This is a genomic window from Bacteroides cellulosilyticus DSM 14838, from assembly GCF_000158035.1.
GTDB lineage: Bacteria > Bacteroidota > Bacteroidia > Bacteroidales > Bacteroidaceae > Bacteroides > Bacteroides cellulosilyticus.
Genome location: NZ_EQ973491.1, coordinates 877,845 through 890,712, shown reverse-complemented (window position 1 = coordinate 890,712; position 12,868 = coordinate 877,845). Strand labels below are relative to the sequence as shown.

Genomic DNA, 12,868 nt, shown 5'->3' with positions numbered 1-12,868 from the left:
GACAGAAGTAAACAGAGATTTCTAAATTTCATCTAATCCGATACAAGAACTTCTTCAAAAATGGAGGAGTAAGAGTCATTATAAACATCAAAAATGAAAAGAGGTAAGCAGACCAATCATAGTGAAGAGCCTTATTTATCATAAATCGATCTTTCAACATTTTCTTCGCCCGCTTAAAACCATTTCTTCTGTTCTTATAGAAATCGTCAGTGACACGAAAGAGTAATACCGTTTCATCCAGATTTGCAAAAATACATCCATTCATAAATCCATCAAACCATAGCATGGTATCTTGGTTTTTACGGTATTCATTCCGATAGCCTTTGGCTTTATCAAAAAAGGATTTTCTAAACATCACGGCGGGATGTGCTAATGGATCACGATATCTAAAGAATTTAAAACATTCTTGATGAGTTAAGGGGTATGTAACACTCTTGCCATTTCTTTCAGATTGTTCGTTTATTTCCTCAATACGACCGCCTACAACATCAACTTCAGGATGCAATAGTAAATAATTCACCTGATTCGCTAATCTATTAGGTACTGAAATATCATCTGCATCCATACGAGCTATAAAATCAATACTTTCTTTATGGCACATCATAATTAAATCATTAAGAACCATTGCCAAGCCTCTATTCTCAGGAAAATAAATGATTCTAATTTGAGAGTGATTTTCATATTTTTGCAAACAACGATATAATTCATTTCCAATTGGCCCATCAATTCCGATGAAAATGATAATATTGCGATAAGTCTGTTTTAGTATGCTTTCAACTGAAAAAGACAAGTAATTAGCATTATCATTTTTATAAACCGGTAAAAGTACAGCAATATTACTTAAATCATACATATTTTACACATTAGGGGAATTCAAATATACATCATACAAATCCATATATTCCATAGCCATACGAATTGAAGAAAAATTTGCAATTACATCATCCATCAAGCTATCAATATTTTCCGTTTTCTTTTCCACACGCATCAATACTTCTTCCAACTCCTTTTGATTTCCTTTACCAAATTGATATTTCTGTAATAAAGGATAAATTTGTGAAAACTCATTAAAAGTCGAAATTTTACTACTCAACACTAACGCTCCTGATGCTAATGCCTCAATATAATTAAGCCCAAACCCTTCTGAATGCGAAGCACAAATTGAAACATCAGCTGCTCTTAAATAATCAGCAACATTAAATACATACCCCTTAAAAATAATCTGAGAATAATTTTGAGCCAAAGCCTTACATTCCTTTTCCTCCGAACCTGCTCCACAAAATAATAGCGAAGAATTTTTCAAATAACCTTGATTAACCATTGAAATATATGCTTTCACAACAAGCAGTGGATCTTTTAGTTTACTTAAATGCCCTACAACAACAATCAATAAATTTACATTTGCAAATCCAAGCTTCTTTTTCCAATATTGTTTATCATGAACTCCCAACACAAATTGCTCCATATTAACTCCATTATATATCATATGAATTAATATTGGAAAATTAAAATGAGAATAATAATCCTTAACTGATTTCGAGATAGATACAGCAGCAGATATTTTCTTTAATCGATATACATAACGATAGTGCATATACGTACCTATTATCCTCCCTCTTGAAGCCCTAAAAGAATCGATAGAAATACAATGTTGAGTGTCCAATTTTATAATATCCAAATTGACATAAGAACTAATCAACAATGGATGATAACCATGAGAATGCAACAATACAACCCTTTTTTCCAACAAACAATCTCCAATGATATGCGCTACCCTTTTTGTTCTCAATTCTAAATCCCAAAAAGAAAATTTAAAACCAATAACTTCAATACCAATTTCTTCAAATTTAGTTGTAATATTCTTATTTGGATCATCAGTCATCAATTTTATTACAATAGGTTTATATCGTGTACGGTCAATGTTAGCAACCAATTCATAAAGAACATTTACAGGCCCTGATTTTCTCAATTGATTAATTAAAAAAGCAACAACTTTCATTTTTTATTTTCAATAAATTCAAGAATTTTCAATACCCTATCTGAATAATTTAATGTTTGAGCCGTCTTTATTGCAGAAAATGACATTTGCTTACAAAGAGACTTATCCTCCTTTAAATATTTAATAGATTTAGCTATTTCTTCTACATCTAAAGGATTAATAAGGATAGCATTTGATGTATTTAGAATATCATAATTAAACTCCATATCCGATGAAATCACAGGCAATCCACAGGCTAAAGCCTCTACTATAGAATTACTACACCCTTCGGCCAATGATGGCAAAATAAACACATCTGCACTATTCAAATATAATGGAATATCTGAATGTTTTAATTTACCTTTAAATAAAATTCCCGAACAATTAGGTTCTTCATCATTAGTTTCATCAGACATCGTACTACCTATAAAAATGGATTTTATAGAATCATCTTTCAATTTAGCAATTGCATCTGAAACTCTTTTAGCTCCTTTTCTATGTACAAATCGTCCGACAAATACTACAATAAAATCATTTACAGCATATCCTAATCTCCCTCTAACAATACTTTTTTCCATCCGATAAAATTCATCTAAATTAACGGCATTAGGAAGTATGATACAAGTATCTTTTTCAACTAAATTTAAAGCAATACATTCTTTCAGATTTTTAGTTGAAACACAAATAACGCCTCTTACTACACGTTTCAATTGAAGAACCTCTCTACTAGATATCAATTGCGTAAAAAAAATCTTATCTTCTCCAGATGCAACAAACAAAGGAAGCTGATATTTTATTGCACAAGGCATTATATTGTAGCCTGAAGTCCAAAAATGAGCATATACTATATCAAATCTCTCTTCTATTTTCTTGAAACATCTACAGACAGCCCACTGATTCATTTTCATGGTTATTCGACCCAGTAATCGTTTATCACCAAATGTCAAAACCTTAGGACGAAACACTCTTATTATCGAACCACCAGTACGATACTCCATATAATATGGTAAAGCTTTATCTTTCCTTCGAATCAGTATTTTTGTAATACTCTGTGGAGCAATAACAAATACTTGATGGCCAAATCTAGAGAATTCTTCTGCCAATGAAGATATAAAAGCTGCAAACGGGTGTTCTGGTGTAGGATATGCACCAACTGATAAGCATATTCGCATAATGTTAAGAACCTATTAAAAAATTTAGTTTAAGTTTATTCGTCAATCGAATGAGTAATAAACTTAACTCTAGTACTATGATGGAAAGTATAAAAAACAATAAAAATATTAGTATAATATCCCAAGTAGAAGTTCCATAAAACCAAGAGGAAGGCAAAAAATATTTTAGAAAGTAGACGAATATATAATGATATAAATAAATACCCAATGAGTTATTTCCATAAGTTCTCAAACGCGAAACATTATCTCCCAAAAGACGAAAAATATTAATGATAAACAGACAAGCCAGATTAGATACCGTCAACCATAAAACAAAGCCTATACAAGTTTTATCATCATAGTTCATCAGCATTATAGAAAAATACAGAATGCCACTCAATATAGTAGTTTTGTTATTCCAAACATTAAAATGGGATGCAAAACAACTTACAATAAGACCGAATGAAAAAGACAGAAAAAAACGTCTTAGTTCTGGAAGAGAGAGTAAATATGATATTTGTACAGAAACAGAAGAAGTAACAAAAACAATCCCCACTCCCAATAATATAATTAATATTACAAATATACTTTTCTTCTGAATCTCTTTCTTAAATAGCTGCGCAATTCTATTTACACATAAATAGAAGCAATAATATGTAAACAAAGTCAACAAGAACCAATATCCCCCTTTAGAAGAGTCCAATAAGTATCTATCAAGTAAATTAGTTTGAAATAATAATGAATAAAAAAAACACACCAACAGACAAGTCGTCAAATAAGGTATCACCAACTGCTTTATTTTCCCTTTAAGGAAAGAAAACTGTAGAAACGGAACCTCTCTATAACAGAAATAGCCACTTATAAAGAAAAACAACGACATAAAATAGCTGTGAACCACGTAGGATAAAAGAAGATTTTTCCAATTTAAAAATGTATTCAAATGAGCTAATACAACTGAAAATATAGCAAATCCTTTTGCCGAATCAAAATAACCAATTCTATATTTCATTCCTTGCCAATAAACAATTCATTTTCTAATCAAGACGTATAATATCAATATGAGATATCTTTTTTTCCAACTACTTTTATAGGATAACACATGCTTCATTATAATATGATAAAATGCTATTTTTCCTCCAAATCAATATTTTCATAATACTCTGTGGAGCAATTACTGTAACTTAGTGTTCTAATCTTGAGAATTCTTCACTAATGAAGGATCATAAGAGACCGGATGGAAAAAATGATGCCTCACATACAGATGAAAAATAGTAATATTTCAGTCATCTATAACCGAGAACATAAAATATGATGAAAATCAACATCTAACTAGACACCTCTGATATTCATTTTTTCCGGCCAAATATCCCAATAATATGAAACAAAAACAAGATGGCTCATTAAAGAAAGCCATTGAATATAAAGATGTCAAAAAAAGCATATACACTATCAATGAAAACGAAGAAAGATTACATATTTTTTTCCTAAAAAGAAAATATCTAAAAAGAGACAGATAGAAAAAGAAGTAAATCACTATTCCTATGAGACCCATACCTATCAAAAATTCAACCCAATCATTATGAGCATAATTACCAGCAATACAAACACTTTGACAAAAGCCAATTCCTATAAAGTAATCCATGACACTATTACTATTGCACCAATGAGAAAGCATTTTCACAAGTAAATAATCTCGTGAAGAAGTATTCCCTTCCAATGTATCTTCTAATCGTAATTGCAAATAAGGATTATTATTATATATCTCTATACCAATATACACTATTAAAGTAAATACTAACAATAATATAATAATATTCCGAACAAAATGTTTATTTGACTTTAGAAAGTAATATGCATAGATTACCAAACCAATACTATAAGCAAGCAATGCCCCTCGTTTAGCACTTAAAAGAATAAGAATAAGCGATAAAACAACAAACATGAATGCCCACTTTTTTTTTAGCATTGCAACATAAGGTAATAAGAACACAAAACGGTATGCTTCATTAATTGTCGTATCCGCATTTTTCTCATCTACAGCAAGGAACGTTCCCCGTATAAAAACCAGTATTGTAACAACAAACACACAAAAAAAGAATGTTTTCAACATCCCTTCACCTATCTCTCCTTTACGGCCCCAATAATATAATGGAAAAAAAGGTAGAACAGCACCAATGATATTTCTATACATAGGGAATGTACTTACTTTCCCAATTATTGAACCATACAAAACCATAGGCGAAAATAAGAAGGATATAGTAACAACAACTACTAAAAGAACAAGAGAAAAAGCTATATTGGGAACATGTTTAGATAAAATAACTCCTAAAAAAAAGAAAAAACATAGAAGCAACTCTAACATTGCTATTCCTACACTTATAATTCCTTCTGGATACAATACTCCTTTCAGCTGATACAGTATTATCAATAAAAACAGAATCCATATCCATACATTAGTACCATTTTTCGGCATTTTCATTGGTAAACAAATCTTAGTTTACGACCTCTCCTTTCACTTTGTTATTCTTCAACGAAGGTAATTTTAACCATTTGCCGATTTCTTCATTCCATTCATTTGGACGAAATTTTCCAAAGCCAGCATTAGGATATAATGTGATTTCACCAAAATAACAACGACCATTTATTTCATAAAAATCAATGCGAGAAAAAGGGATACCACACGAAAGAATAGCAGCATTTCTTTTCATTTGTTCAAATGAATGTGGGCTTGGCATTGTAACTTCAGCATTACGTACATTAGAAGATAACCCAATCAATCCATTCTGCCTTTTCCAGTTCATATCATAGAAATCTATTTTTTCGTCCTCACTTCTATCAGAAATAACTTGACACAACATAGGAGTTCCATGAAAACAGAAAAATTTATAATCAACCAATTCTTTTTTATTTTCATCTATCATATACTCTTCAGCAAGAATACGTCGCTTTACATATTTGTAAGGCCATTCACGCCCTAACCAGTAATAGTTTTGGCGCAAACTCTTACGCAACTTTTTCTTAACCGCCTCAACATCCATTGTGCTTTTATCTCGACAAAGATATAGCCCTCCAGAGTTATGATTGCACTTCAATACAAATCGATTTGGTAAAGCCTCGAAATCAATATCATCAGGCGTATTCCAAAAGCCTAATGTTGAAATAACATATTCAGGTCCTAGCTTCTCCGCAACATACTTCTTGACCTCTATTTTATCAACCATTATTGTATATTCAGGTCTACGATCATATAATTTGAGCCATTGAAGTTTCTCACTAAAAGTCTTTGGATTATTAAAATCCAGCCAATATCCCAATTCACAATAAAATCTAAGTCGTAAATACATTTTATCTGTAAACAGCCATGGCATCTTCTTTATCAAATAATTACACAATAAATGAGGACGCCTTATTCCTCTCAAAAACCTATTCATTCCTTTCACCCTCATTTAACAGATAAACAATTCTATCTCGATGTGACTCACAGTAAATAAAATTCAACAAAGACAATTTTCGTTTTTTCGACAAAAACATTGGTAATAAGCCTCGACTTGCCATTATTCGAAACCAACGATTCGAATATGGAGAAAGCACCAATTTCAAATTACCCTCTCTCTCTTTCATCCAATGTTGATGCTCCAATTTTAGCCTACAACTATCAGCAATTATTTCATTAAGGCATTTTATCGAAGAGTAAAAATCATCAACACGATCCTTTTTCATTAAAACAACATTAGGAGTATCATTACATTGAATATATGGATAAAGTTCAAAATGAATTTTATTATCCAGTACTAATTTAACTAAATACCCTTCATTCCAAATAGAATTTCTTTGAGTATTTTTATCAAAGCAAAAATTACCCAACCCATAAAATATAGGCTTTTCTTTATACACCTCATAACCACTATAACAATGCTGATGATGATTAATTACAGCGTCTGCACCTATGTCAACAAAAAAGCGATATATTTCTTGCATACGAGGACTGGGTAATTGAAAGTATTCATGCCCACCATGAACAACTATAATTACATAATCAGCTTTATTTTTCGCTTCTACAATCGCGTAATATTGTTGTATTGGATTCAAAGGATTAGCGCCAGCCGAATGCTCTGTAGCTATAGAAAATTCATGTTCACAACAGTTTATAAAAGCAATTTTTTTCCCATTTATATCTTTATATAAAATACCAGAAGCTCTCGACAAATCCTCGCCCCCTCCTACAAAATCCAAATGCTCATATCGCAAAATATTTAATGTATGAGACACTCCTTCATCTCCATAATCAAGAAAATGATTATTAGCAAGCGTAACACATTTAAAATTAACATATTTAATCAATTTAACTGCTAACTGAGATGCCTTCAAATTAGGTCCTTGCTTCTCTTTGGGTTTAATTGGACATTCTACTATAGGACATTCCAAATTTATCAATGAATAATCCATTTGAGCAATTATAGGCTTTATCTCACCTAATATATCTGAATATTCCTCTTGCTCTATTAATCTAGCCACACGATCATTAGGACAAAAATCTCCTGCTATCAATAAATTAACCATTTTTCTTACATTTTATTGCATAATAATACGTCAGCATCCCTCGAATTCCCCAAACTGAAACTACTGTAATAGATGCACCTATGTAGCTGAATTGAATAGTAAAAAAACAAGTTAATACAAATCCTAAAGCAGAGCATCCAACAATTATATTACGAAGTATATTTTCCTTACCAACAATAACCAAATAATTAGTACCATAGGTATTCATTAAAAACAAAAAAAATGGAGAAATTGAAAAAATTCGAATTACTACAGCAGCATTATGAAATTCCGGCGTTAACAAATACTCAACAAACAGGTCAGCCCCCAAAAACATTAGAACACAAGACAAAACACTAATAATAGCACTGATCCAAACATATATATAATGTTTTTCCTTGCGACGAGCTAAAAAGGGGAAAAATGTTCTTGACAAAACTTTAGTAAACTCATCTATTATACTCTGCATTTTTTGCCCTCCAGAATAGATTCCCGTAGCAGTATTTCCACAATAAGTTTGTAAAATAACTGTAGACATACTAGTATACAAGTTTGGAAAAATCAAACTAATAAACATATCAACACTACTCTTCAATCTCATATATATACTATTGAGAGAGGGAATAAGAAAATGCACTTTTAACTTATTCAATATGATGTAAAAAGCAAAAAATGCACTGACACCAAACCCTGCTGCATTAAGAAGAGGTTGATAAATATAATCCACATCCTTTCTAATACATACAAATATCAATATCGTAAATACCAATTTAGATAAAAGACTCAATATTGTAATATATTTCATACGTTCAAAAGCCTGAAACAACCATTCAGGGAAAAAGATATGTCCAGGAATATAAGCAAAAGTAAAGAACAAAAGATTTTTATAAGTTCCCAAATAAGGAATACAATTGCACAGCAAATATAAAACAAAGAAGCAAATAGTGGTCAATATTATTTTACACCACATAACTTCACTGAATATTCGAGACACTTGTTGCAAATCATCACGACATTTTGCTACATCACGAGTAGCTGTATAGTTAAATCCCCAATCAGTAATTGTCTCAACAAAAGTCATAACAGCCGCAGCAAATGCTATTGCTCCAAATTTTTCAACTCCTATTACTTTAGACAAATAAGGTAATGTTATTAATGGGAATATAAAGCTTGCAGCTTTCAACAAAATAAGAAAAACAAAGTTATTTACCAAAACTTTTGCATTCTCATTATACTTATAGATATTTTTAATTTTTCCTATCATAAAAATTAAGCAATATCACTTTCCTTACAAGCATTCTATACAATATGTCTTCTACCAAACCTCTGCCTACAAACATTAATTCCACAAATAGTATAAATTCTAACAATATTTTACACAAAAATCAAATTACACAAATGAGCCCTCAACCATAGCTATCTACCGATACAAGCATAAACAATCTCTAACTCTTGTAATTCAGACTTCTCATATATATTTCTTCCATCAATCACCACTGCCTTCTTCATCGTCTTCTTCAGTACCCCCCAACTCGGCATCCTAAACTCTTTCCACTCCGTCACCAGCAACAACGCATCCGCATCCAGCACCGCATCATACATATCCGTAGCATAGACAACCTTATCTCCTATCCTACGTTTACATTCATCCATCGCAATCGGATCATAGACCTTCACGCTTGCACCAGCCTCTATCAACTTATCAATCAAAACCAATGCCGGAGCCTCCCTCATATCATCCGTTTCAGGTTTGAAAGCCAAACCCCATAAAGCGATTTGCTTACCTTTCAAGTCTCCATTATAATGTTTCAATAATTTCTCAAAAAGAATACTCTTTTGCTTCTCGTTCACCTCTTCCACGGCCTTCAACACACGCATCGGATAACCGTTCTTTTCAGCAGTCTTTATCAACGCCTTTACATCTTTCGGAAAACAAGAACCACCATATCCACAACCGGGATACAGAAATTTACTGCCAATACGACTATCCGCACCAATACCTTTGCGAACCATATTTACATCAGCACCAACCAGTTCACAGAGGTTAGCGATATCATTCATAAAGCTAATTCGTGTAGCCAACATAGAATTAGCAGCATATTTTATCATCTCGGCACTAGGAATATCAGTAAATATCAACCGATAGTTATTCATCATGAAAGGCTTATAAAGACGTTCCATTATAGCCTTAGCCTTTTCTGACTCCACACCTACTACCACACGGTCGGGCTTCATAAAATCATCTACCGCATCACCTTCTTTCAAAAACTCGGGATTGGAAGCCACATCAAACTCTATCTTTACATTACGCTTGTCAAGTTCTTCCTGAATGGCAGACTCTACCTTTTGTGCAGTCCCCACAGGAACCGTACTCTTAGTCACAACCAGCACATACTTATTCATATTACAGCCAATGGTACGCGCTACCTCCAATACATATTTCAAATCAGCACTGCCATCCTCATCAGGAGGAGTACCAACAGCACTAAACACAACCTCTACATCATCCAGACACTCCTTCAAGTCCGTTGTAAATTTCAGACGACCCGCAGTATAGTTACGATGAACCATATCTTCCAAGCCCGGCTCATAAATGGGAATAATACCTTTCTTCAGTTTTTCTATCTTACTGTCCTGCACATCCACACAAGTCACGTCAATCCCCATCTCCGAAAAACAGGTACCTGTCACTAAACCGACATAGCCGGTACCAACGATTGCTATTTTCATATTATCTTAGTTTACTTTTGATTACAATTGATAAAAAGAACGATACCAGTCTATCGTTTCCTGAACTCCCTCTTTAATAGGTTTGTCAGGCTTAAATCCCAACTCATTCTGCAAAGCCGAAGTATCTGCATTTGTCTGATAAACATCTCCCGGTTGCATCGGAAGATATATTTTCTCTGCAGGATGTCCAATAGCTCCTTCAATTGCCTGAATAAAGTCCATAAGTTTCACTGGATGAGAATTACCTATATTATATATTTTATATGGAGCAGTGGAAGAGCTCGGATCAGGGTTTTGAGCACTCCAATCCTGATTAGAAGTAGGAATATGGTCTATCACCCGAAGGATTCCTTCAATAATATCATCAATATAAGTAAAATCACGCAACATATCACCATTATTGAAAACCTTTATTGGCCTCCCGTGTAACATGGCATCTGCAAAAAGGAAAGGTGACATATCCGGACGTCCCCAAGGGCCGTAAACTGTAAAGAAGCGCAAACCAGTAGAAGGAATGCCATATAAATGGCTATAAGTATGAGCCATCAATTCATTTGATTTCTTTGTCGCTGCATAAAGGCTTACAGGATGTGCGATACTATCTTTTTCAGAAAAGGGAACTTTTCCGTTCAATCCATAAACACTACTGGAGCTAGCGTAAACCAAATGCTTCACTTTGTAATGACGGCAACCTTCCAATACATTCAAGAAACCATCTATATTGCTTTCCACGTATGCATATGGATTTTCTATTGAATAACGTACTCCAGCCTGAGCCGCTAAATTTACAACTTTGTCAAAAGACTCATTAGCAAAAAGCATTCGCATCGCCTGTTTATCCTCCAGATTTATACGTACAAACCGAAACTGCTCAGATGTATTACTTTGGACAAATTTATACCAATCAACCGTATTTTTATCAATGCCTAAAGTACCCAAACGTCCATACTTCAGATTGACGTCATAATAGCTGTTGATATTATCAAGCCCTACCACCTCATCTCCACGAGAAAGTAGACGTTTACAAACATACGAGCCAATGAAACCAGCAGCCCCCGTAACAAGAATTTTCATATAAAACTATGGACAAATATTAGGGAATAAATTCATTTAGAAGTTCTTGTTGTTCAACAGTTAGAGAATCACCCCAGCCATTCATAATCGCACGTGCTTCTTTCGCCAACTCCTCATCGGATGTCTCTCCATAGCAAACCACCAACAATTGGCATTTCAACAAAGAATCAGATATTTTATTCAGAACCTCCCAACTACGATCAAGCAGTATTTGAACTTTTCCTCCTTTATCGCCACGATCATAAATCGTAGCACTATAAGCTTTCAAGAGAGTAACACAAAGAGTCGCTTCTTCTTCATCATTCCGAGCTTTTTTCTGATACAAGGCTTCCGCCTGATTATAAACATCTGAATTTAGTTGACGAAAACGATCCGCATAAATGGGTTCACCATCCATGCCAAGATAAAGAAGCTCATGCGTGAGTTGACGCAAAGCATCGATTTGAGACTTCATATAATTAAGATTACAAATTATGAATTACAAAGCGTATAAGTAACAAAGTACAATGTGCAGAATTATGAATTATTCTTCTGTTATCGGAACAATAAGAGAGGGATGAATAAAAGTGGTAGCTACTGCCATAACCCCCTGAATAGAAACAACTACCCGACGATCACCTTTTACACGAACAAATATACCTTCGACACCTTCGAAAACCCCACCGGTGATGCGGACACGATCTCCTTTCTGCATGGAATATTCCGTAGGCGGCAAGTAAATTACTTGTTGGTCGTAAGAACCGGCGATGGCTATAAAATGGCGCATTTGGATTTCCGGAACAATAATCGGCTGCTTCGTCTCACGATCCATGATATAGCGAAGAGGTAGAAGAACAGCATTTTCCTCCTTAATTTCGTCAATCTTCTTACGAGTGGAATAAATGAAAACCAGATTATGTATGGCAGGAACGAGTTTACGAATACGTTGCTCCTTCCGCGTTACATATTCATAACGCATAGGAATGAAGTTTTCGATATTATTCTTGTCCAAAAACTCTTTCAAAACGAGTTCCCGGCTATAGGTGATACGCAAAGCATACCAATGATATTCAGAATTCAAAATGGAAGATTGAGAGCTCATGAATGATTAACTGTTCTCGTCTGGATATTTCTTGGGGACACCGGGGAATGAAAATTCCTTCCGGTTAAAACGTAAATCCGTGATGGTGAATTTGCTACGTTCAACGGCCTAAATTCAGACTCCCTATCGCAGGAAGTACAAACAGGCACTTTTGAAGACTGGAAAAGCTGATTTTGCTGAAAAAGCACAATTCTCGACTTCTAATATACTGTAAACAAAAGACTTAATAGAACAAAATATACTATTAATCGTTCGTTTAATGGGCACAAAGATAAGGGGGATTTTCGAAAGAACAAAGTGTTTAATAAAAATAAT

Annotated in this window: 12 protein-coding genes; all 12 read right to left on the bottom strand. The window is 33.6% G+C overall.

The genetic code is table 11. The features are described 5' to 3' along the window. Nucleotides 1-28: 28 nt before the first annotated feature. Nucleotides 29-853, bottom strand: a complete 825-nt coding sequence (locus tag BACCELL_RS15595; protein WP_007212852.1) for a glycosyltransferase — start codon at nt 851-853, stop codon at nt 29-31. Between the two features lie 3 nt (nt 854-856). Continuing rightward, complete coding sequence (locus tag BACCELL_RS15590) at nt 857-1,999, bottom strand: glycosyltransferase family 4 protein (RefSeq protein ID WP_007212851.1); 1,143 nt, start codon at nt 1,997-1,999, stop codon at nt 857-859. Then, complete coding sequence (locus BACCELL_RS15585) at nt 1,996-3,150, bottom strand: glycosyltransferase family 4 protein (RefSeq protein ID WP_007212850.1); 1,155 nt, start codon at nt 3,148-3,150, stop codon at nt 1,996-1,998. The genes BACCELL_RS15590 and BACCELL_RS15585 overlap by 4 nt, the downstream gene beginning before the upstream one ends. Before the next feature lie 4 nt (nt 3,151-3,154). Continuing rightward, the gene (locus tag BACCELL_RS27765; protein ID WP_007212849.1) at nt 3,155-4,138 is read right to left on the bottom strand and encodes an acyltransferase family protein; all 984 of its coding nucleotides are present in this window, start codon (nt 4,136-4,138) and stop codon (nt 3,155-3,157) included. A gap of 309 nt (nt 4,139-4,447) precedes the next feature. Then, on the bottom strand, nt 4,448-5,608 hold the full coding sequence (locus BACCELL_RS15575) for an O-antigen ligase family protein (RefSeq protein WP_007212848.1): 1,161 nt from the start codon (nt 5,606-5,608) through the stop codon (nt 4,448-4,450). A gap of 13 nt (nt 5,609-5,621) precedes the next feature. Beyond that, a complete protein-coding gene (locus tag BACCELL_RS15570; RefSeq protein WP_248604800.1) occupies nt 5,622-6,509 on the bottom strand; it encodes an ATP-grasp fold amidoligase family protein in 888 nt (295 codons plus the stop codon). A 43-nt stretch (nt 6,510-6,552) separates the two neighbouring features. After that, nucleotides 6,553-7,689 (bottom strand): CapA family protein, encoded by a 1,137-nt coding sequence (locus BACCELL_RS15565; RefSeq protein WP_007212846.1) that lies wholly within the window; start codon nt 7,687-7,689, stop codon nt 6,553-6,555. Next, complete coding sequence (locus tag BACCELL_RS15560) at nt 7,682-8,932, bottom strand: flippase (RefSeq protein WP_007212845.1); 1,251 nt, start codon at nt 8,930-8,932, stop codon at nt 7,682-7,684. Before BACCELL_RS15560 ends, BACCELL_RS15565 begins: the two co-directional genes overlap by 8 nt. Before the next feature lie 152 nt (nt 8,933-9,084). Next, entirely contained in the window at nt 9,085-10,398 is a 1,314-nt protein-coding gene (locus BACCELL_RS15555) for a UDP-glucose dehydrogenase family protein (RefSeq protein WP_007212844.1), read from the bottom strand. A gap of 21 nt (nt 10,399-10,419) precedes the next feature. Further along, on the bottom strand, nt 10,420-11,472 hold the full coding sequence (locus BACCELL_RS15550) for an NAD-dependent epimerase (RefSeq protein ID WP_007212843.1): 1,053 nt from the start codon (nt 11,470-11,472) through the stop codon (nt 10,420-10,422). Nucleotides 11,473-11,491: 19 nt separating this feature from the next. Next, on the bottom strand, nt 11,492-11,926 hold the full coding sequence (locus BACCELL_RS15545; protein WP_007212842.1) for a UpxZ family transcription anti-terminator antagonist: 435 nt from the start codon (nt 11,924-11,926) through the stop codon (nt 11,492-11,494). A gap of 69 nt (nt 11,927-11,995) precedes the next feature. Next, nucleotides 11,996-12,553: a UpxY family transcription antiterminator gene (locus tag BACCELL_RS15540; RefSeq protein WP_007212841.1), complete on the bottom strand. Its 558-nt coding sequence runs from the start codon at nt 12,551-12,553 to the stop codon at nt 11,996-11,998. Nucleotides 12,554-12,868 lie beyond the last annotated feature (315 nt).

Bases quoted from the DNA above. Each gene is read 5' to 3' on its own strand.
- BACCELL_RS15595 (WP_007212852.1), bottom strand. From the start codon at position 853: ATGTATGATTTAAGTAATATTGCTGTACTTTTACCGGTTTATAAAAAT.
- BACCELL_RS15590 (WP_007212851.1), bottom strand. From the start codon at position 1,999: ATGAAAGTTGTTGCTTTTTTAATTAATCAATTGAGAAAATCAGGGCCT.
- BACCELL_RS15585 (WP_007212850.1), bottom strand. From the start codon at position 3,150: ATGCGAATATGCTTATCAGTTGGTGCATATCCTACACCAGAACACCCG.
- BACCELL_RS27765 (WP_007212849.1), bottom strand. From the start codon at position 4,138: ATGAAATATAGAATTGGTTATTTTGATTCGGCAAAAGGATTTGCTATA.
- BACCELL_RS15575 (WP_007212848.1), bottom strand. From the start codon at position 5,608: ATGAAAATGCCGAAAAATGGTACTAATGTATGGATATGGATTCTGTTT.
- BACCELL_RS15565 (WP_007212846.1), bottom strand. From the start codon at position 7,689: ATGGTTAATTTATTGATAGCAGGAGATTTTTGTCCTAATGATCGTGTG.
- BACCELL_RS15560 (WP_007212845.1), bottom strand. From the start codon at position 8,932: ATGATAGGAAAAATTAAAAATATCTATAAGTATAATGAGAATGCAAAA.
- BACCELL_RS15555 (WP_007212844.1), bottom strand. From the start codon at position 10,398: ATGAAAATAGCAATCGTTGGTACCGGCTATGTCGGTTTAGTGACAGGT.
- BACCELL_RS15550 (WP_007212843.1), bottom strand. From the start codon at position 11,472: ATGAAAATTCTTGTTACGGGGGCTGCTGGTTTCATTGGCTCGTATGTT.
- BACCELL_RS15545 (WP_007212842.1), bottom strand. From the start codon at position 11,926: ATGAAGTCTCAAATCGATGCTTTGCGTCAACTCACGCATGAGCTTCTT.
- BACCELL_RS15540 (WP_007212841.1), bottom strand. From the start codon at position 12,553: ATGAGCTCTCAATCTTCCATTTTGAATTCTGAATATCATTGGTATGCT.